The 21,055-nt window shown below is 36.7% G+C and carries 22 protein-coding genes and 3 pseudogenes; 23 read left to right on the forward strand and 2 right to left on the reverse strand.

Annotation, left to right across the window (positions count from 1 at the left end):
• The first annotated feature begins 227 nt into the window (after positions 1–227).
• The 7 genes and pseudogenes from NMD99_RS07685 to NMD99_RS07715 form a co-directional block, all read left to right on the forward strand.
• A complete protein-coding gene (locus tag NMD99_RS07685; protein WP_309166115.1) occupies positions 228–1,061 on the forward strand; it encodes a coiled-coil domain-containing protein in 834 nt (277 codons plus the stop codon).
• Between the two features lie 112 nt (positions 1,062–1,173).
• Positions 1,174–2,238: pseudogene (locus tag NMD99_RS07690) on the forward strand (IS256 family transposase).
• Positions 2,239–2,385: 147 nt separating this feature from the next.
• Positions 2,386–3,813 (forward strand): phage portal protein, encoded by a 1,428-nt coding sequence (locus NMD99_RS07695; RefSeq protein ID WP_309166117.1) that lies wholly within the window; start codon positions 2,386–2,388, stop codon positions 3,811–3,813.
• A gap of 21 nt (positions 3,814–3,834) precedes the next feature.
• A complete protein-coding gene (locus NMD99_RS07700; protein WP_253309939.1) occupies positions 3,835–4,887 on the forward strand; it encodes a S49 family peptidase in 1,053 nt (350 codons plus the stop codon).
• A gap of 104 nt (positions 4,888–4,991) precedes the next feature.
• Positions 4,992–6,455: an AAA family ATPase gene (locus NMD99_RS07705; protein ID WP_264688405.1), complete on the forward strand. Its 1,464-nt coding sequence runs from the start codon at positions 4,992–4,994 to the stop codon at positions 6,453–6,455.
• Between the two features lie 347 nt (positions 6,456–6,802).
• Positions 6,803–7,180 carry a head decoration protein gene (locus tag NMD99_RS07710; protein WP_264687786.1) on the forward strand — a complete coding sequence of 126 codons (378 nt, stop codon included), beginning with the start codon at positions 6,803–6,805 and terminating at the stop codon, positions 7,178–7,180.
• A 34-nt stretch (positions 7,181–7,214) separates the two neighbouring features.
• Positions 7,215–7,424 (forward strand): annotated as a pseudogene (locus tag NMD99_RS07715) (major capsid protein); the annotation flags it as partial.
• Positions 7,425–7,536: 112 nt separating this feature from the next.
• On the opposite strand, the gene NMD99_RS07720 reads toward NMD99_RS07715, so the two are convergent.
• Complete coding sequence (locus NMD99_RS07720; RefSeq protein ID WP_253308968.1) at positions 7,537–8,496, reverse strand: IS110 family RNA-guided transposase; 960 nt, start codon at positions 8,494–8,496, stop codon at positions 7,537–7,539.
• 227 nt (positions 8,497–8,723) lie between these two features.
• On the opposite strand from NMD99_RS07720, the gene NMD99_RS07725 reads away from it, so the two are divergent.
• From NMD99_RS07725 to NMD99_RS07800, 16 genes are all read left to right on the forward strand, one after another.
• Entirely contained in the window at positions 8,724–9,053 is a 330-nt protein-coding gene (locus NMD99_RS07725; RefSeq protein ID WP_265016806.1) for a head decoration protein, read from the forward strand.
• A 72-nt stretch (positions 9,054–9,125) separates the two neighbouring features.
• Positions 9,126–10,130 (forward strand): major capsid protein, encoded by a 1,005-nt coding sequence (locus NMD99_RS07730; protein ID WP_309166120.1) that lies wholly within the window; start codon positions 9,126–9,128, stop codon positions 10,128–10,130.
• A gap of 192 nt (positions 10,131–10,322) precedes the next feature.
• A complete protein-coding gene (locus NMD99_RS07735; protein ID WP_253308967.1) occupies positions 10,323–10,628 on the forward strand; it encodes a head-tail joining protein in 306 nt (101 codons plus the stop codon).
• Positions 10,629–11,012, forward strand: coding sequence for a phage tail protein (locus tag NMD99_RS07740; RefSeq protein ID WP_253308966.1), 384 nt, complete (start codon positions 10,629–10,631; stop codon positions 11,010–11,012).
• A gap of 108 nt (positions 11,013–11,120) precedes the next feature.
• The gene (locus NMD99_RS07745) at positions 11,121–11,597 is read left to right on the forward strand and encodes a hypothetical protein (protein ID WP_264688407.1); all 477 of its coding nucleotides are present in this window, start codon (positions 11,121–11,123) and stop codon (positions 11,595–11,597) included.
• Complete coding sequence (locus NMD99_RS07750) at positions 11,584–12,039, forward strand: phage baseplate assembly protein V (protein WP_253308964.1); 456 nt, start codon at positions 11,584–11,586, stop codon at positions 12,037–12,039. Before NMD99_RS07745 ends, NMD99_RS07750 begins: the two co-directional genes overlap by 14 nt.
• An 8-nt stretch (positions 12,040–12,047) precedes the next feature.
• Positions 12,048–12,302: a PAAR domain-containing protein gene (locus NMD99_RS07755; RefSeq protein WP_253308963.1), complete on the forward strand. Its 255-nt coding sequence runs from the start codon at positions 12,048–12,050 to the stop codon at positions 12,300–12,302.
• Positions 12,286–13,389, forward strand: a complete 1,104-nt coding sequence (locus tag NMD99_RS07760; RefSeq protein WP_309166124.1) for a PDDEXK nuclease domain-containing protein — start codon at positions 12,286–12,288, stop codon at positions 13,387–13,389. The genes NMD99_RS07755 and NMD99_RS07760 overlap by 17 nt, the downstream gene beginning before the upstream one ends.
• Positions 13,390–13,408: 19 nt before the next feature.
• Entirely contained in the window at positions 13,409–13,744 is a 336-nt protein-coding gene (locus NMD99_RS07765) for a GPW/gp25 family protein (RefSeq protein ID WP_253308961.1), read from the forward strand.
• A gap of 2 nt (positions 13,745–13,746) precedes the next feature.
• Positions 13,747–14,529, forward strand: a complete 783-nt coding sequence (locus tag NMD99_RS07770) for a baseplate assembly protein (protein WP_253308960.1) — start codon at positions 13,747–13,749, stop codon at positions 14,527–14,529.
• The gene (locus tag NMD99_RS07775) at positions 14,529–15,689 is read left to right on the forward strand and encodes a phage tail protein (protein ID WP_264688208.1); all 1,161 of its coding nucleotides are present in this window, start codon (positions 14,529–14,531) and stop codon (positions 15,687–15,689) included. The genes NMD99_RS07770 and NMD99_RS07775 overlap by 1 nt, the downstream gene beginning before the upstream one ends.
• A 194-nt stretch (positions 15,690–15,883) precedes the next feature.
• A complete protein-coding gene (locus NMD99_RS07780; protein WP_309166127.1) occupies positions 15,884–16,288 on the forward strand; it encodes an ankyrin repeat domain-containing protein in 405 nt (134 codons plus the stop codon).
• Positions 16,285–16,683, forward strand: coding sequence for an ankyrin repeat domain-containing protein (locus tag NMD99_RS07785; protein WP_309166128.1), 399 nt, complete (start codon positions 16,285–16,287; stop codon positions 16,681–16,683). The genes NMD99_RS07780 and NMD99_RS07785 overlap by 4 nt, the downstream gene beginning before the upstream one ends.
• A gap of 313 nt (positions 16,684–16,996) precedes the next feature.
• Positions 16,997–17,554, forward strand: coding sequence for an ankyrin repeat domain-containing protein (locus NMD99_RS07790; RefSeq protein ID WP_309166130.1), 558 nt, complete (start codon positions 16,997–16,999; stop codon positions 17,552–17,554).
• A gap of 42 nt (positions 17,555–17,596) precedes the next feature.
• Entirely contained in the window at positions 17,597–18,031 is a 435-nt protein-coding gene (locus tag NMD99_RS07795) for a DUF2924 domain-containing protein (protein ID WP_309166132.1), read from the forward strand.
• Positions 18,025–19,524: a recombinase family protein gene (locus NMD99_RS07800; protein ID WP_309166135.1), complete on the forward strand. Its 1,500-nt coding sequence runs from the start codon at positions 18,025–18,027 to the stop codon at positions 19,522–19,524. The genes NMD99_RS07795 and NMD99_RS07800 overlap by 7 nt, the downstream gene beginning before the upstream one ends.
• A gap of 299 nt (positions 19,525–19,823) precedes the next feature.
• Here NMD99_RS07800 and NMD99_RS07805 read toward each other — a convergent pair.
• Positions 19,824–21,054 (reverse strand): annotated as a pseudogene (locus NMD99_RS07805) (IS256-like element ISWpi15 family transposase).
• Position 21,055 lies beyond the last annotated feature (1 nt).

Consider the following 21,055-nt stretch of genomic DNA (forward strand, 5'->3'; position numbering starts at 1 on the left):
AAGGTAGGTACTTTTTTGCAATTTTAGAAAAAGTCAATAATTAGATTTTTTGTGGTGCTAATTGACTTACATTTTTATTGAAAGTATTTTTTGAAAAAGGTAGTTGACTTACTAATCAATTTTGTTATACATAATAATTTTTATTTTAAGAGGAGGTTATATGTTTGGAGTGGATACTGCAGTTATTGCTGCTGGAGTTGCTGGTGCTGCAGTTGGTAGTGCTATTGGTGGTGTTAGGTGGTATTGTTGGTAGTGCTACTGGAAATCGAGCTATAGCTGAGAGAGATAATACTATAGCTACACTAGAGGATGTTGTAGCTGAGAAGGATAACGCTATAGCTGTGCAAAATAATACCATATCTCAGAAGGAAGAAATGATATCAAAATTAGAAGCTGAGAATAAGCAAATGTTAGAAAGTTTTGAGAAACAATTGACAGAAGTTAAAGAGGAGTGTAATTCTGCAATCGCAGCAATAAAACAAGAAAACAAAAATCTAACAGACAAACTTAATGAATCAATTAACAAATCTAAAGAGGAGAGAGAAAAGTCTACGGAGGAAAGAGAGAAGTTGCAAAAGGAAACAGAAAGGTTGCAAAAGCTGTTGAAAGAAGCAGTTAAAAAAGGGGAGGAAACAGGGGGAAGGAATCAAGCGTTGATTAATGAATTAGAACAAGGGATAAAAGATTTAATGAAGCAAGCGGAGGAAGATGAAAAAAGGTATAAAAAGGAAAGAGAGAATTCTAAAGTTGAACAAGAGAACTTAAAAGAGTTAATAAGAGAGATGTCTAAAGCAAAAAAAGAAGCGGAGACAAGACATCAAGAAGAGATGAATCAAATGAAGCAAGAAAGGAAAAGAGCAGAGGAAAGACATCAAGAAGGGATGAATCAAATGAAGCAAGACAAGGAAGATTTTAAAAAAGAGTTAATGGAGGGCCAAAAAGAGTTAATACAAGAGCTAATGAGACGATTTCAGGAGAATCAAGAAAGAAAACTAATAAAGAAAGAAGTGAAAGTAGGTCAATTAATCATGATATACATGAATCTCAAGCCTCTAATTTAGTAGCTGAGTCTTCTGATGAATTGAATACTGGTCCAAGCTCGGGAGTGTTAAATAAACTGTGTCAAACCGAAAAAAAAGTAATAAATTGATATAAAAAAATGGAGGTTTGACAATGAGTCAGAAAGTAGTAAACAGAACTACCGGTTTGGTAGATTATAAAGAATTAGAAACAAATATCCTGTCGTCTATACGAGAAGGAAGACCGTTGACAGGAAGAGATGGAGCATTAACACCGTTTATAAAAAAGTTGCTGGAGGTAAGCCTGGAAGGTGAAATAGAAAACCACTTGTCGGCTGAAAGCGAAGAGAATAATCGAAGAAATGGGAGGAATGCAAAGACTTTACGTACAAGCGCAGGGTCATTTGAGCTTTTGACGCAGAGATATCAAGTATTACTGACAAATTGCTACCAGTAATCAACGAATGGCGTAGTCGCCCGCTGCAGTCTGTATATCCGATAGTTTTCATGGTTTTTTAAAGTCAAAGAGGACGGGCATTGCGTAAGTAAATGCATGTATAACATATTAGGCATAGATCAAAATGGCAAAAAAGAAGTATTAGGTTTTTATTTGGCTGAAAGTGAAGGAGCTAACTTCTGGTTGGGAGTGCTAAATGACCTCAAAGAAAGAGGAGTAGAAGATATCCTTATTGCCTGCGTTGATGGGCTGAAAAGCTTTCCTGCAGCTATAAACAGTGTCTTTCCTAATGCGGAAGTGCAGATGTGTATAGTGCATCAGATACGCAACTCACTGAAGTATGTGGCCAGTAAAGATGCGAAGAGTTTTTTGAGCGATTTAAAGAAGGTATATCAAGCTTCAAGCAAGGAAATTGCCGAGAATTATCTGTTGGAATTGGATGAAAAATGGGGCACAAAGTACCCTATGGTTATAAAATCTTGGCAGAATAATTGGGAAAACTTGTCTGGTTATTTTAAGTATTCTGGTCCAGTTAGGAGGATAATCTACACCACCAATCCCATAGAGGGGCTACATAGGCAAATTAGGAAATTCACTAAGACCAAAGGCTCATTTACCAGCATAAATGCCTTGTATAAGCAGGTATATTGTGCTATAAAGAAGGCAGAGGAAAAGTGGACGATGCCTGTACATGATTGGGCATTAACTATCTCTCAACTTGATGTTTTCTTTCCTGGCAGATTGAAAATTGAGTTGAACTAAAAATGCGGTTTGACACAGTTTATTTAACACTCCCGAGGTAAATGCACTATAATGACCAAATTCTCCAGCAGCTTGCTGAAATTTCTCAATATTAAACTATAAATTTGTGCAACAACCTGCTGCATAATTAAAACAATCAGAGGCTAAATGTTATTGAAATCATTCAAACAATTATTCCGGAAACCAAAAATCAAGAGCTCAGCGTGGGATGCATCAGGTTCAGGAAGGAGATTATTGCACTTTCAACCAGAGTCAGGAAGTATAAACAATTTGCTGTCTCAAAGCCTTGAGCACCTACGTAGTCGGTCTCGTGATATGGTAAGAAAGAACTCCTATGCAGCAAACATAATCGATACGATAGTGAGTAATTGCGTTGGAACAGGGATAAAACCGCAGTCAAAGGCGAAAGATGCAGAATTTCGGAAAAAAGTCCAAGAGTTATGGCTGAGATGGACAGATGAAGCAGACAGTAGCGGAGTGAGTGATTTTTATGGATTACAAGCTTTGGTTTGTAGGAGCATGATAGAAGGAGGAGAATGTTTTGTAAGACTCCGAACAAGAAAACGAGAAGATGGACTTTGTGTGCCGTTGCAACTGCAAGTACTGGAATCAGAGCATTTAGACAATAAGAGCAATCAAACCCTTGCCAATGGTAATGTAATTAGAAACGGCATTGAGTTCAATAGACTTGGGCAAAGAGAAGCATATTACCTATTTAGAGAACACCCTGGAGAAGGATCATTTGGCGAATCAGTTCGTGTACCAGCAAATGATGTTTTACATATCTATAGACCACTAAGACCTGGGCAGATTCGAGGAGTACCGTGGTTGTCCAGTGTACTGTTAAAGCTCTATGAACTTGATCAATATGACGATGCGGAATTAGTGAGAAAAAAGACTGCAGCAATGTTTGCGGGATTTATTACCAGACTTGATCCTGAAGCGAACATCATGGGAGAAGGAGAGAGTAATGAACAAGGAGTAGCGCTGTCAGGCTTAGAACCTGGGATTATGCAATTACTTGATCCCGGAGAAGATATTAAGTTCTCGGAACCATCAGATGTTGGAGGAAGTTATGAAGCATTCATGAAACAGCAGCTCAGGGCAATAGCAGTAGGCATGGGAATAACTTATGAGCAGCTAACAGGTGACTTAACAAATGTCAATTATTCATCAATCCGAGCCGGGTTAATAGAGTTTCGCCGGAGGTGCGGAATGTTACAGCATAACATAATGGTATTTCAATTTTGCCGGCCAGTATGGGATAGGTGGTTAGAGTTAGCAATACTATCTGGAGAACTAGACATAGGTGAAAAGTGGGCAAAAGAAGCGGCGAAAGAGGTAAAATGGATACCACAAGGATTTGATTGGGTGGATCCGCTAAAAGACCAGCAAGCACAGCAAATGGCGGTAAGGAATGGGTTTAAGAGCAGGTCAGAAGTGGTATCAGAACTTGGTTATGATGTAGAGGAAATAGACCAAGAAATTGCCGAAGATCAAAGACGTGCTAGTTCACTCAACTTAAGTTTTGACTCGGACGTCAGTAGTTTTAATTCTAATACTGAAATAATATAAGTGAGCTGGCTCAATAAACCGATGATGATAGAGCAAAGAAGCTTTGATTTATTGTCATTACATGTAGAGAAGCATCCAACGTTTAAAAACATAAAACATGCAGTAAGAAATAGTGAAAGGGGAATAAAAGTAATACCAATACATGGAATCTTGACGAAGAATTCAGAAGCTTTTGATGATGTGTTGGGGATGACATCGTATGAGAAGATACGTAAAGAGATAGAAGAAGCTTTAATAGATGAAGAAGTAGAAATAATAATTTTGGACATAGACAGCCCCGGAGGAGAAGTAAACGGTTTATTCGACCTTGCTGACTTTATTTACGAAGCAAGGGCATTAAAAAAGATCATAGCAATAGCAAATGATGATGCGTATTCTGCGGCGTATGCAATAGCGTCAAGTGCCGAAAAAGTATTTGTAAGCAGAACATCTGGGGTAGGAAGCATAGGAGTAATAGCAAGTCATATAGATCAAAGTGGGTTTGATGAAAAACAAGGGATAAAATATACCACAGTATTTGCAGGAAGTCGAAAAAACGATTTAAACCCGCATGAGCCAATAACATCAGAAAGTCTGGAAAGCTTACAAGAGGAAGTAGACCGCCTATATGAAATGTTTTTGCAGCTTATAGCAAGAAACAGAAATTTGTCCACGGAAAGAATCAAATCAACGGAAGCAGGGCTATATTTTGGTGAGAGAGCAATAGAAATAGGTCTTGCTGATGGAATCACAACGTTTTCTGAATTTATAGATAATTATAGGAGAAATAATATGACTAAAACTGAGATAAAAGAACAAGCAATAGATATTGATGATCTAATTGAGCAAGGAAGATGTTTAGGGTACGAGAGCTGCCGCACGGAAGTATTAGAGGTAATACGATTATGTAATTTATCAAAGATGCCAGAGAAGATAGGAGAATTTATTGAGCAGAATGTAAATGCGAAACAAGCGCAAGAGATATTAATGTCGATACTAGCAGAGCGTACGAAGAAGACAGAGATTTTGAGTACAATACCGCAAAGTACACCGGAAGACTTGATGATGCAGGTAGCGAAAAGTCGGGGCATTTGATGGTCTTAACCGCGGTATATAATGCTAACATACGCCGCGGTAAAATAAAGTTGATCATCTTATAACCGCGGTATATAATGCTAACATACGCCGCGGTAAATTGTATGAGTGAACCAATAATTGGTAGAGAAAAAGAAATAGCCATCCTAGAAAATAAGCTTCTTTCCCAATCAGCCGAGTTTATCGCAGTGTATGGTCGACGTCGTGTAGGAAAAACATATTTAATAAAACAATTTTTCAACAAACGTGATGTAATCCTATTTGAGCAGACAGGTCTCAACAAAGGTGCTTTGAAGGAGCAGCTTGAGATCTTTGCAGAATCATTATCTAGATCTTTTTACAATGGTGTAAGAATGGCTTTGCCTAAAAACTGGATGGATGCATTGCATCAATTAACTCTTTCGATTGATATTCATAGAAATGAGCAGGTTGTTTTATTTTTTGATGAGTTGCCATGGCTTGCTGCAAGAAAATCTGGATTTTTAGTAGCACTGGAACACTACTGGAATGTATATTGGACATATCGAAAAAGGCTTATATTGATCGTGTGTGGTTCAGCAGCATCATGGATGTTAGAAAATTTAATCTATAATAAAGGAGGATTACATAACCGTATTACTGCAAGAATACCTTTGCAGCCTTTTAACTTAAGTGAAACTAAAGAGTATCTAAGGTATTCAGGAGTCAATCTTAATCACCAGCAGATATTACAGATCTATATGGACATGGGAGGGATACCACACTACCTTAAGGAAGTAAGTCAAGGATTATCAGCAGCACAAAATATTAATGCGATCTGTTTTCAGAAGGAAGGTTTGTTATTTGATGAATTTGATATGTTGTTCCACTCGTTGTATGAAGAACCAGAAATATATATAAATATTATTCGTGCGATTGCAAGAAAGCCAAAAGGGATCAGCAGGAAAGAACTTATAAAAGCAACTAAAATCACTGAAGGTGGGTACTTAACTACTAAACTAAGGAGCTTAGAAGCAGCAGGATTTATTGGAGGTTTTTTACCACTGAATAAGGCAAAGAGAGGAGTATATTACAGGGTAATGGACGAATATGTGTTATTTTATCTAACGTGGATTGAACCATTCAGAGAAGTAATGAAAAAGGCAATAACAAGTGATGTTCATTATTGGGAGTTAGCAATAAAAAAACCAGCTTGGCTAACATGGACAGGACAAGCATTTGAAGCAGTGTGTTTTAAACATGCCAATACGATTAAAAGAAAACTAGAGATGGAACATATACTAACTGTATGTGGTGAGTGGCAATATCACCCAGAGAAAGACAGCGAAGAAAGTGGTGCTCAGATAGACTTGGTGTTTGATCGAGAGGATGGATGTACGACACTTTGTGAAATAAAATACAGTGATAAGCCTTATACGATAACAAAAGAATATATAGAACAGTTAAGAAAAAAAGAGGCAATTTATAAAGAGAAAACTAGGTCAAAGAAACAAATATTTTGGGTACTTATTGCTGCAAACGGAGCGACTGAAAACCAGCACTTGAAAGATATAATCAACAAAGTGATTACGTTAGAAGATTTATTTTAACTTAACATCAAAATTTTAGAAAAACTTAAGCAGTTTTTTTAAGTAACAAATATAGGAGAAAAAACATGACAAGTATAACTGAAACAAATAATTTAGCAGTTGTGTTAAAAGTCAATAGAGAAATGAAAAATACTGAAAAATAATTTTTACTTGGTGGGCTATAAAGCCAAAGATGCTTTTAACATATTTTACGTAATTTCGGAGGATTTATTGATGCAGGCAGCCAAGGCACGACAAAATATATAAACCTACAAAGCTAAAGCTATTCCGCGGACTATAGCAACTACAAATTCAGCGGAAAAAACAAAATTAATAACTTTATCAGCCAAAATTTCCAGGAGAAAAACATGTCTTGTATAACTGAACCAAATAATCTTGGTGACCTCTTAAAATATGAGGCATCAAATCTATACTCACGTGACCAAATTACTGTTGCTAAGGGACAAAACCTAAAGCTTGGAGCAGTGGTTAGCAAAAAGACAGATGATGGGGGCTTTATAAGAGCTCTAAATCCGCTAGGCACAGATGGTACTCAAACAGCAATAGGTGTGATTATAAACGATGTAAATAGTAAAGATGCAGATATTAAAGCAGTAATCATTACTCGCGTAGCTTTACTTGCTGATCATGCAATTGTCTGGCCAGCAAATATAACTGAAGAGCAAAAAACAGCAGCAATAAAACAACTTGAAGAGAGGGGTATTATTGTCCGTAAAGGAATCTGAATTTTATATTAATTTTTAATAGGAGCTAAACATTATGCAAAATCCACTTTCAAATCCAGCATTCAATATGACAGCATTAACTGGAGCTATTAATATTTTACCAATTAGTTTTGGTCGAACTGAAAGTTTAAAACTTTTTCCGAGTAAATCAGTAAGGTTTCGCCATATTGCCATTGAAGAACAAAACGGTTTTTTAGCACTACTTCCAACTCAAGTTCCAGGAGCACCAGCAACTGTTGGAAAAATAAGTTGTAATATTTGATTTAAATTCTTTTAAAAAGTGTGGATGTGGATAAGTGCTTTCAGTCTGTGTAAGCGCACTTATCCACATCCACACTAATCTGCTAGTGTTGGATCTAAGCAGACTTAGGGCTGTATTCCTCAGTAAAAACCCTGTCATCTCTTACTAAAGAGTTAGCAAGTAAAAGTAACTTTCTCATAGCAGCAGTGGAAGCAACTTTATATGGTTTTTTATATTGATTATGTAACCTATCAAAAAAAGTTTTTATGAAAGAATTCCATTTCCGCGCACTAAGAATACACATATACAAGACTGTTCTAATTTGTGACCTACCGCCTTGAATGCACCTTTTTCCTTTATTAAAACCACTGTCTCGATTAAAAGGTGCAACTCCGGCAATGCTAGATATTTGCTTTCTTTGAAGAGTTCCTAATTCTGGCAGATAACAAATAATAGTAATAGCTGTGATTTTACTTACACCTGGTATACTAGTTATTGATATGTATTTTTTTTTAAGCTCTTGACTTTGTTCAATCAACTCAATCATCTCATCTTCTAAAACTTGAATTTGATTCTGTAATATGACAAGTAGCTCTTCCATTTGTTTGATTATGGATATATCAGTTACTTGATGAGCTTGAGTTTTTTGTATTTTTGCCATTTCTACTAGTTGATTTCTACGAGATAGCTTTTGCCTCAAGAAGTCAACATTACTAACTTTTAAAGGAGTAACGCGCATATCTGTATTATTAATATAACGTGAGATAATGCTGCAGTCTATTTTATCAGTTTTAGTAGCAATACCAAGGCTTTTTGCATAGTCTCTCACCCATCTAGGTTGAATTACATATACTTCGAAACCATGGCTTAGTAAAGTATAAGCACATAATTTTTCGTACCCACCAGTTGCTTCAAGTCCAACTTTGATTACATTATGTAAATGCAAAAAGTCGAGTATTTGATCAATAGCTTGAACGTTATTTTCAAATACTTTATAATGTCCAAGTGGATGAATGTGGATATCTAGTTTATTTTTGCTAACATCAATGCCAGCAATGATATTTGATAAATTCATAATTCCTCCATAGAATAACATGTAATACTGCATTTTCCACCCTTATATACGAGCCTAAAAGCTCAATCAGTTGTTCGGAACTTTTCAGTAAATAATCAGGGAAGAGAACCTTGCTAAATTACGGTCCTTTATGACCAAGGCGATCTACGGTTCCTCTTCTCTGCATGTTCTTAATATTACCACTTTGTAATATTTATGAACTTGTTTTTAACATATAAGGTGATCTTCTGAAATATGAAGTATATAGAGATTATACAAGAGAGGAAATAACCGTAGTCAAAGGACAAAACCTCAAACTTGGAACAGTTGTTGGCTATGATAAAGATAACATGATTAAGATAATAAATCCGACAGCCACAGATGGCACACAAACAGCAATAGGTGTAATAACAAGTGATGTAAACGCAACGGAAACCACCAAAGCAGTAATCATTACTCGTATAGCAATGCTAGCAGATCATGCGGTTGTGTGGCCAGCAAATATAACAGAAGAGCAGAAAGCTGCAGCAATAAAGCAACTTGAAGCACGAGGCGTTATCATCCGCAAGGGAGTTTAACGAGCTACCAGACTCAGCAACTTACATAGAAACAACTTAAAACACACAGCATTAAAGGGAAAGGGGGAAAGAATGCAAAATCCATTTACAAATCCAGCATTTAGTATGACGGAATTAACTAAAGCAATAAACATATTGCCGATAAATTATGGTCGAACAGAAAGCTTAAATTTATTTCCAAGTAGATCGGTAAGATTTCGACATATTACGATAGAAGAACACCACGGAGTTTTAACTTTATTACCAACACAAGTCCCAGGAGCACCAGCAACAGTAGGGAAAAGAGGAAAAAGGAAAATAAGGACGTTTACGATACCACATATTCCCCATGATGACGTAGTATTGCCTGAAGAAGTACAAGGAATAAGGGCATTTGGGTCAGAGAGTGAACTAAAAGCACTTGCAGATGTAGTAACCGATCATTTGCAATTGATGAGAAACAAACACGCAATAACGTTAGAACATTTGCGGATGGGGGCGTTAAAAGGGATTATTCTGGATGCTGATGGCAGTGAGTTATTAAACCTTTACAACGAATTTGAAATTACGCCAAAAGTAGTAAATTTTGCGCTGGGAACAGCAACCACCGATGTCAAGCGTAAGTGTCTGGAAGTATTGAGGCATGTTGAGGACAACTTAAGTGGTGAATATATGACCGGGATTCATGCGCTGGTAAGCCCAGAGTTTTTTGACGCTTTAACTTCTCATACCAAGGTAAAAGAAGCATACGAGAGATGGCAAGAAGGAGCAGCACTCCGGAACGACATGAGATCAGGATTTACGTTCTGTGGAATAACATTTGAGGAGTACAGAGGACAAGCAACTGACCCTGAAGGAAATGTGAGAAGGTTTATAGAAAAAGATACGGGGCACTGTTTTCCACTTGGTACAGCAAACACATTTACTACTTACTTTGCGCCAGCGGACTTCAATGAAACAGTAAATACACTAGGACAGCCGCTCTATGCAAAACAAGAGCCAAGAAGATTTGATAGAGGAACTGACCTTCATACCCAATCAAACCCTTTGCCGATGTGCCACCGTCCGGGGATATTAGTAAAAATCGTTGCAGCATAGAGGAGCCAAAAAGGAGAGAATGACTTTAATCAAACTCTCCTACCAATGTAGCCACTTTCTTAGCGTGCTTCTTAAATTACTATATAAAGGTAAGATGTGCAAATGGTTTTTGTAGGCAGAGCAACTACAAGAAAAGAGGTACGAAAAAGCTACCTACACAAGCTTTAGAAGTTTAGTAAGTATAAAGGAAGAATGCAAGGAAATATTAAGAGATTATTTAAAGATTGTTTTGCACATCTGGGAGAGCAAGCGTTGTATGAGTCAAAGGATAAGTCATACAAGGTACAGATATTAAAGCAACAGCCAGATAAATTATACGGGATTGGTGAAGGACAATTTGTAGGAGAAATTTTGACTTTAGAAGTAAGTGTGTTTGATGTATTAAAGCCAATGGTGGGAGATACTTTTTCCATAGGTAGTTGTAGATACAGAGTACACTCACCGCCGCTTAGGGATAATTCAGGAATAATCTGGAAAATTCAAGCGTCAGGGGTGTAAATGCGTATTAACGTTGAAGTTACCGGTAGTATTGAAAAGGTAATACAAAGTATAGATGCTGAAAGGAAAAAAGTGGAAAAAGCGACGGTGAGGGCATTAAACAAAACAGCACTATGGGTAAGATCGCAAACTGTCAAACAAGTTAGCGAAGAAAAACAAATACCAAAAAAAGCAATGAGAAAAAAGTTAAGTGTGGATAAAGCAAATAGAAAGCGTTTATGGTCAGTAGTGAAGCTGAGTTCGCAGTGGATAGGAGTAGCAAAACTTGGGAGTATAAAACAGACAAAGATAGGAGCAAAAGTAGGAAGCCGTATGTATGAAGGAGCATTTATAGCAACAATGAAAAATGGTCATATAGAAAAGAAGGTACATACCAATAGATGAAATTAAAGTAAACACGCAAGCTCGGGAAATAATGAAAGAGTTAGTTGATAATGAAGTAGAGAGAGTATTTGAGAAGTATTTTGATCAGCAAATGAGTTATATGAAATAATGTTCTGGGGAAATTTACATCAGGCAATTTGTAAAACGCTAAAAGAAGAAATCCCAGCAATACAAACGTGCGAAATGTATAGAGCAGAACGTCGGGAAATAATAGCGCCAGCAGTGTTTGTAGAGCTTGCAAGTTTAGAACCAGGAAAAGATCCGGGGACTGAGGAATTAGCGTTGAGGGCAAGATTTGAGGCAAGAGTAGTAGTTGATGGAACAGTCGAGGATTCTCAGGTAGTGGTAAGGTCACTGGCAGCGGAAGTTGCAAGGGTTGTAAGTAAAAATACTTGGAACGTGGAAAATGTTTCGCCAGGAGAATTTATATCTGCGGAAATTGACGGATTTAGGCCAGAGTTGGATGCGTATTTAGTGTGGTTAGTTGAATGGGTTCACGAGCTGCATTTGGGAGAATCAGTCTGGTTAGAGGGAAAAATTAAGCCACATACCATAAACGTGGGAAATATAAATGTTAGACCATAATTTTGCCATTGCAGAGCTAAATAGAAGGCTAGCGAATATTATTCGTATAGGTCTAGTGAAAGAAATCGACTATGAAAAAGCAAGAGTAAGGGTCAAAGTAGGAGAATTTTTAACAGATTGGTTACCATGGATTACTTGCCGAGCTGAAAGCTGGTCACCACCGAATATTGATGAGCAAGTGGTAGTGTTATCACCATTTGGGGAATTATCATTAGGAGTGGTGTTACCGGCAATATATCAGGAGAAATATCCGCCTCCGGAGAATAAAAAGGAAATAAATAGTGTAAAATTTCAAGATGGAACAAAATTATCGTACGACAAGGAGAATCATCATCTTGAGATTGAAGTAGTAGATAAAATAACGTTGAAAGTAGAAGGATCAAGCGTAGAGATGACAAAGGATGGAATAAAACTTAAGGCACAAAGAATAAATCTAAATTAGGAAAAGGAATGAATAAATCAGTTATATGCCTAGGAGATCACTGCGGGGAAGCGTTGCCGCATTTTTGTATAAGTGGAAGCAGAGATATATTTGTAAACGGAAGACCAGTTTGTCGGCAAGGAGATAGTTTTACAGAAGGTAAGGTAATGGCACAAGGGTCAAAAACAGTGTTTGCAAATGGTCATGGTATAGGAAGAGTTGGGGATTCAGTATCTTGTGGTTTTAAGGTAATAAGTGGAAGTAGTAATGTTTTTTCAGAATAAAAATAAACCATGTGCTATACTTACCAAAAGTAAAATTATGAACATGGATATAACTACTAGCCTATTAGGAGACGTTAGTAATTTAATAGATAGAGCAAAGAATCATCTTTCTGTTCAATTCAATTCTACTCTAGTATTGTTAAACTGGGAAATTGGCTCCAGAATTGATCAAGATATCCTAAAGCACAAACGTGCAGATTATGGGAAGCAAATCATCTCCCAACTTGCAAAAGAACTTCAGATGAAATATGGACGTGGATTTGATAGAGCTTCATTGTTTCGGATGGTGCAATTTTCCAAATTCTTTCCCGATCAAGAAATTGTCGCGACACTGTCACAACAATTGAGTTGGTCACATTTTGTAGAAATTATTGCAATTTCTGATGAGCTGAAGCGTAATTATTATATAGAAATGTGTCGTATTGAAAGATGGAGTGTTAGAGCACTACGTAGTAGAATCGATACCATGTTGTATGAACGTACAGCACTAGCAAAAAAGCCTGAGGACTTCATAAGACAAAGCATCAAACAGTTACGTGAAGAAAATACGTTAGCCCCCGAATTCATTTTTCACGATCCATACTTCCTTAACTTTGTGGAATTGCCATCAAGTCATAGTGAGACTGATCTAGAAAATACGATTTTGGATGAATTGGTAAAATTTTTACAAGAGTTTGGTAATGATTTTTGTTTTGTGACACGTCAAAAAAGGATGAGTACCGAAAGAATTGATAGGTATTTAGACTTGCTATTTTTTCATAGGGGATTAAGGCGCCTTATTGCAATAGAACTAAAAATTGGTCGATTTGAACCAGCTTATAAAGGACAGATGGAATGGTACTTAAATTGGTTAGATAAAAATGAACGAAAACCAGATGAAGAAAAACCCCTAGGGATTATTTTGTGTGCTGATAAGGATCAAGAAGATATAGAATACCTGGAGCTTGAAGGATCTAATATTCATGTTGCACAGTATTTAAGACAGTTGCCTCCTAAGGAAATCCTTGAGGAGAAGTTGAGAAAAGCTATCTCTATAGCTCGTGAAAAACACGCAAGTACTAAGAAGAAAATGATTAAACAGATATAACACAAAAGGCAACGTGTTTATGCGAGGAATGGACGTTAATACTGGAAAAGAGTTAGAAGGAATAGAACATTTAAAGCAATCAATAGTTAATATTTTAACTACTCCTATTAACAGCAGAATAATGCGCAGGAACTATGGGTCAAGATTACTTGAGTTAGTTGACCGGCCAATCAATCGTGATTTTACGTTAGAAATTTACGCAGCAACAGCAGAAGCACTACAAAAGTGGGAAAAGAGATTTAAGTTAGAAAAAGTAAAAATAACAGAAGTGAAAGAAGGAAAAGTAACGCTTGACCTAGAAGGATTGTACTTACCAATGGGGGAAAAGATTCGCTTTGATGGAGTTGTGGTATAAAGATGGAGCAGCCTAACATTATTGAGCCACTGAACTTCGAAGAAATCTTTTCACGTATGAAGGAGGAGTTGATACGTCGAGACTCAAGTTTTACAGCATTAGTAGAAAGTGACCCAGCAATAAAGATTTTAGAGGTAGCAGCATGGCGAGAACTTTTGCTGAGAGAAAGAATAAACGAAGCAGCAAGGGGCAACTTACTTAAGTTTGCAAGGGGAGAAGAACTTGATGATTTAGCTGAATTTTACGGAGTGGAAAGGGAGAACGGGGAAAAGGATGAACGATTTAGAAAAAGAATCAAGGCAAGAATAGTTGGCTCAAGCACAGGAGGAAATTATCGGTATTATGCATTATCAGCAGATACGAGAGTAAAAGATGCATTAGTAGAATCACCTGTACCAGGAAAAGTACAAGTTTCAATCTTATCCACAGAATTATCCACACTGCCAGAAGAATTACTAGAAATTGTCAGAAATCAGCTAAACAGGGAGGATGTGAGGATTTTAACAGATACAATAGAAGTGGTAAGTTGCAATATTATAGAAATAGATATCCACAGTAAAATTAGCATTAAAAGACCAGATATTATTGAAACGGTGAAGAAGCAATTTATAGAAAAATTTGAAACAACGAAAAGATTAGGATGGAAAGTAACGAAATCATGGATTATAGCCAACCTGTTTGTGGATGGGGTAGAAAACGTAGAATTAATCGAGCCAAGAGAGGATGTTGTGGTACTGGGGAATGAGTGTGCTGCCTTAAGAAGTTTAAATGTTGAGTTGAATTAATGCTATTACCACCAAACGCAACAAAGCAAGAAAAAGCGCTGATTGATGCAATCGATTACAAAGTAGACCCAAGCTGTGTAAAAGGATTTAAATTTAGCCTAGGGGAAAAAATATTGCCGTGGTTGGTTGAAGAATATGGATTGGGGGAAATTCTACGCTGGGTAAAAGACAAAAGAAAGGCGATAAAAGAAGGAATAAAATTTCAGCGTTTGAGAGGAACACCAGCATCGCTGAAAATAGCACTGAAGTGGGCAAATATAGAAGATATTACAATTATTGAAGAGCCACCCGGAGAACACTTTTTTGAATTACAGATAGGGATAAAAGATGTTCCGAACGACTTCTTCGTTGATGCAGTAGTAGAATTAGCAAAACTATCATTGCCAGCAAGATCACGGCTAATGAGGATTTTTAACGATTATTATAATGCGCAGAGATTTATATTGGATGAGAGTTTATTTGGAGATCTTCTTTCTGACTATTCGGGGGTAAAAATAGAAAAAGATGGACCAGTGTTATCATTTGGGAGAGTAAATTTTTTCAGGTCTAGTGGTCCAGTTATTAGGATTATAGAAAACTATCTACGCGATCATTATGAGCAGGCATTAAGTAATGATCTGTATAGGCTAGATGTAGCAATACTTGGAGAAACCGAGCCTCACACAAAGAATTATAACGGTATTTATGAAAGAAGTCATCAGTGGAATAATTTAAAAACGTTATATCCGCTACCACAGAGCTTATTACCTGAGATTAAGTTTGCTAAAGCGCAGATAGTATTATCGGACAGTTGGAGTTTAGGAGAAATAAACGCATGTTTTCCAGTAAGTAGTATAGAAGAGAGGGGAAAAAGGTTTTTACTAGGAAGTGATAAGCTATCTGAACAACTGTGGAATTTAAAATACAAGCCAATTTTAGAAAGATTTTTTGCCGTTCACCACTATCAAGTAAAGAATTTCTCTACCCCCAAAATAATAAGATTTAGCGTAGCAGAACACTACATTCATTTTGAAAACGAATTGGATTCAAAGCAAAAAAATGCAACATACGAGCTAGAAAACTACATTTTAGTGTTTTACCCAGGTGTACTAACATGGCATGAACATCGACATTTGAACAGGTCCTGGGAAGAAAAACAACCTATATGCTTAATGAATTAAATACATATATTTATATCTTCATATACTACATTAACATTCGGTAAAAATGTGTGTTTTTTGAAAAAAAGAAGTTGCTTTTCCATGCCAAAACAGCTATAAATTAGGTAGGTGTAGGTAAACATAAGAAATTGATCTTGCACTGAAGTGAGCCAAATTGGCGACTTTATGTATGTTTTTATAGTGGGGTAACTAAAATGTTCAATTTAAATAAAAGACTGGAAAAATTAAAGGAGAATTCATTTCGTGGAATAAATGAAAAAGACGCAGCAGGTTGCACAATATTGCACCGAGCAGCACAAGTGTCAAATCCAGAAGTAATAAAGTTATTAATAGAAAAAGGTGCAGGTACAAACGATAGAAACAATAGAGGCGAGACACCATTGCACCTAGCGGCATTCTATGGAAAGGTAGAGAATGTAAAAGCACTGATAGAAGGAGGAGCAAATGTAAATGCTATAGATGATGGAGGATATACGGCATTACATAGTGCGAGCTTAATGAGTTGTGAAAAGACAGTAAGGGAGCTAATAAAAGCAGGGTCGAATGTTAATACTGGGAACTACATAGGAAGGACCCCCTACATGAAGCAGTATTTATGAGGGAAATAGTGAACGTGAGGGCAATATTAGAAGCGGGAGGTGACGTAAATGCGAAAGACCAAAAAGGATATACACCACTACATATAGCATGCAAGACAGGAGAAACAAAAGAGATAATAAAAGAGCTAGTAAAAGCTGGAGCAAATGTAGAGCAAAAGGATAAATTTGGCAAAACAGCAATGTATTATGCGAGAACTGAAGAGTTGCTAGAAAAACTAAGGGAGTTGTCGGAGCGGACAGTAGATGCGATATTTAGCCTAGATTTAAAAGAAAAAGGAGAAAGAAGGTTTGAAGAAATAAGGGAAAAGTTAGAAGAAGCGCCATTGGTCAAGAAGGCACTGATGGAAGTGGAAAAAGAGCTAGAAGATATGGATGAGAAGATAAAAGGGCTATAAAAAGAGCTTTCTGTAAGAGAAGGGAGTAAAAGGGTTGGCTACAAGATAATAGGAAAAATAGGAAGCCTAAATTTAAAAGAAAAAGCTGACAACAGCAGGAGAGGAACCGCTTATTATTTAACAGATTAAGTATATAGATTTATATCTTAATCTAATATGCGAAAAAAATGTGTATATTTTGTAAAAAAAACTTGCTTTTTATGCCAAAACAGCCCTAAGTGAAAAAGTAGCTAGTAAACAAACAAGATTTGCTAAGCGCTAAAGTGAGCCAAATTGGAGGCACTTTAAATTGCATTAATAGCTGAGGAACATTATGGTAAAATTTAGTAAGAAAGAAAGAGAAGAGTTTAATAAGTCGTGGAAAGAAGTATTAGATAACTCAATAGAAAATATTAATAAAAAAGACACAAAAGGAAGGACGATATTGCATTACGCGGTGGGAATGCCAGATCCAAAAAAAGTGAGGTTATTAATCAAAAAAGGAGCAGATATAAATGTGGCAGATGCGGGACAATATAGACCATTGCACTTAGCAGTAATGGGACAACGTGTAGAAAATACAAAGGAGCTGATAAAGGCAGGAGTAGAGGTAAACGCAGTGGAACGAAGTAGCAAATTTGCCGCGTTACACCTGGCATGCATGGTAAGTGAGGTAAAAATAGTAGAAGAGCTAGTAAAAGCGGGAGCAAATGTAGAGCAAAAGGATAAATTTGGCAAAACGGCAATGGATTATGCGAGAAATAATAAAGAGATAAAAGAAGTGTTAGAGAACGTAAAAATCGCAAATAAACAGAGGGAGTTCATAGAAAAAACAAGGGAAAGTACGACAGCAGGTGTAAAAGAAGAGCTTGTGGATGAGAAAGTGCTATAGCGTTTAAAAATTCAGAAGTGCTGTGTTTGAAAAGGTGATTATATGGAAAAAAAAGTAGAAAAAGAAGTGAAATGTTTAGAGAAAAAAGCGTTGGAAGAGCTGAGGAAAATATGGAGAAAGGTATTTGGGGAAGAAGCACCTAAATACACAAAGAAATATTTGATATCGAGGTTAGCATATAGGTTACAGGAGAAAGCGTATGGAGAAATATCAAGAAAAGGGGCAAAAAGACTAGAATACCTAGCAGATCGGCTAGAGAAGGGAAAAAGAATAAGTAGCGATAAACTGCCAGTAGAGGGAACAGAGTTGATATTAGAGAGAGGAGAAGAAGTCCACGTTGTAATGGTAACAAATACAGGATTGATCTACCGAGAAGAGTTTTATACGTCATTATCAGCAGTAGCAGGAAAAATAATGGGAATGAGCTACAATGGACCGCTCTTGTTTGGAATGAGAGAAAAGGAGAAAAAATGCTAAAAGAGGTAAGATGTGCAATATATACGCGAAAATCAAATGAAGACGGTCTAGAGCAAAAGTTTAATAGTTTAGATGCGCAAAGGGTTGCATGTGAAAAATATATAAAAAGCCGAGAAGGGTGGGTAGCACTGGCCAAAAGGTACGATGATGGAGGCTATTCAGGAAGTAATTTAAATAGACCAGCGATAAAGGAATTATTTGAAGATGTAAAAACCGGAGAAGTGGACTGTGTGGTAGTGTATACGCTAGACAGGTTATCAAGAGAAACAAAGGACTGCATAGAGGTAACGTCATTTTTTAGAAGGCACCGGATAAGTTTTGTAGCGGTAACACAAATATTTGACAATAATACGCCAATGGGAAAATTTGTGCAAACAGTGTTATCAGGAGCAGCGCAACTAGAAAGAGAAATGATAGTAGAGAGGGTAAAAAATAAAATAGCAACATCGAAAGAACAAGGGCTATGGATGGGAGGAACTTTGCCACTAGGGTATGATGTAAAAGATAAAGAATTAATAATAAATGAGAAAGAAGCAAAGACAGTGAAGCATATATTTGAAAGGTATGTAGAGCTGAAGTCAATGGCAGAGTTGGCAAGGGAGTTAAACAGAGAAGGATATCGAACGAAAGCAAAGTCAGATATCTTTAAAAAAGCAACGGTGAGGAGAATAATAACAAATCCGATATATATGGGAAAAGTACGGCATTATGAAAAACAGTATGAAGGAAAGCATGAGGCGATAATAGAAGAGGAAAAATGGCAAAAAGCGCAGGAATTGATAAAGAATCAACCATATAGAAAAGCAAAATATGAGGAAGCGTTGCTTAGGGGAATAATTAAGTGCAAGAGCTGTGATGTAAACATGACTCTGACGTACTCAAAAAAGGAGAATAAGAGATATCGATATTACGTATGCAACAATCATTTAAGGGGAAAAAATTGTGAATCAGTAAATCGAACAATAGTAGCGGGAAAAGTAGAGAAAGAAGCAATGAAGAGAGCAGAAGATTTATATGAAAAATGGGGAGAAAAGACCGAAGAAAAATGGGAAAATTTAAGTTTTGGAAAGCAGAAAGAAGTAGTGAAAAAGTTAATAAAGGGAGTAATGGTAAAAGAAGATGGAATAGAGGTGCACTCTGAGTCAGAAGAAAAATTTATACCAATGGGGTTAAAAAAGAAAGGAAATAAATGCACAGTAGTAGAACCAGAAGGTAAAACAAACAATGCACTACTGAAAGCAGTGGTAAGGGCCCATCTGTGGAAACGGCAACTAGAAGAGGAAAAATATGCAAGTGTGAAGGAGCTGAGTACCAAAATTAATATAGGTACAAGACGAATACAACAAATTTTAAGATTGAATTATTTAGCTCCGAAGATTAAGGAAGACATAATAAATGGGAGACAGCCAAGAAGCTTGAAGTTAGTGGATTTGAGAGAAATACCGGTGTTATGGAGTGAGCAAATGGAGAAATTCTATGGTCTTGATTTATAAAAGCAACAGATCGAAAAGAGTATGTGCCAGAAAACCAATACTTCAAAAATTGAGGGAAATCAGTATTAAAGGCTTAATTATATAACAAAAATAGTGATAATCTTAAATCTACATACAAAACCATCTAAAAAACTCAAAATGCTTCAATAAAACAAGAACAAATGTTCCTGAAATCAATTTTCAGTTGGGACCATATTAAGGAGTATAGCTCATTTAAAAAACAAATATGCAACAAAACCAGAACATATAGTCCTGGAATAACAGAGGGAGTGTTAAATAAACTGTGTCAAACCGCATTTTTAGTTCAACTCAATTTTCAATCTGCCAGGAAAGAAAACATCAAGTTGAGAGATAGTTAATGCCCAATCATGTACAGGCATCGTCCACTTTTCCTCTGCCTTCTTTATAGCACAATATACCTGCTTATACAAGGCATTTATGCTGGTAAATGAGCCTTTGGTCTTAGTGAATTTCCTAATTTGCCTATGTAGCCCCTCTATGGGATTGGTGGTGTAGATTATCCTCCTAACTGGACCAGAATACTTAAAATAACCAGACAAGTTTTCCCAATTATTCTGCCAAGATTTTATAACCATAGGGTACTTTGTGCCCCATTTTTCATCCAATTCCAACAGATAATTCTCGGCAATTTCCTTGCTTGAAGCTTGATATACCTTCTTTAAATCGCTCAAAAAACTCTTCGCATCTTTACTGGCCACATACTTCAGTGAGTTGCGTATCTGATGCACTATACACATCTGCACTTCCGCATTAGGAAAGACACTGTTTATAGCTGCAGGAAAGCTTTTCAGCCCATCAACGCAGGCAATAAGGATATCTTCTACTCCTCTTTCTTTGAGGTCATTTAGCACTCCCAACCAGAAGTTAGCTCCTTCACTTTCAGCCAAATAAAAACCTAATACTTCTTTTTTGCCATTTTGATCTATGCCTAATATGTTATACATGCATTTACTTACGCAATGCCCGTCCTCTTTGACTTTAAAAAACCATGAAAACTATCGGATATACAGACTGCAGCGGGCGACTACGCCATTCGTTGATTACTGGTAGCAATTTGTCAGTAATACTTGATATCTCTGCCACCGATATTTTGTGATCATAAATTTCCTCAACATGTGACACTATATCTCTATAGCCCATACCACTGGCAAATGTGCTCAAAATCTTCGTTTCAAGCTCTGGATGTAAGTTTGTTTGCCTTTTTTTGACTATTTGTGGTTCGAAACTTCCTTCCCTATCTCTTGGCGTCAAAAGCTCAAATGACCCTGCGCTTGTACGTAAAGTCTTTGCATTCCTCCCATTTCTTCGATTATTCTCTTCGCTTTCAGCCGACAAGTGGTTTTCTATTTCACCTTCCAGGCTTACCTCCAGCAACTTTTTTATAAACGGTGTTAATGCTCCATCTCTTCCTGTCAACGGTCTTCCTTCTCGTATAGACGACAGGATATTTGTTTCTAATTCTTTATAATCTACCAAACCGGTAGTTCTGTTTACTACTTTCTGACTCATT

This window comes from Wolbachia endosymbiont of Listronotus oregonensis, assembly GCF_031205055.1.
Lineage (GTDB): Bacteria > Pseudomonadota > Alphaproteobacteria > Rickettsiales > Anaplasmataceae > Wolbachia.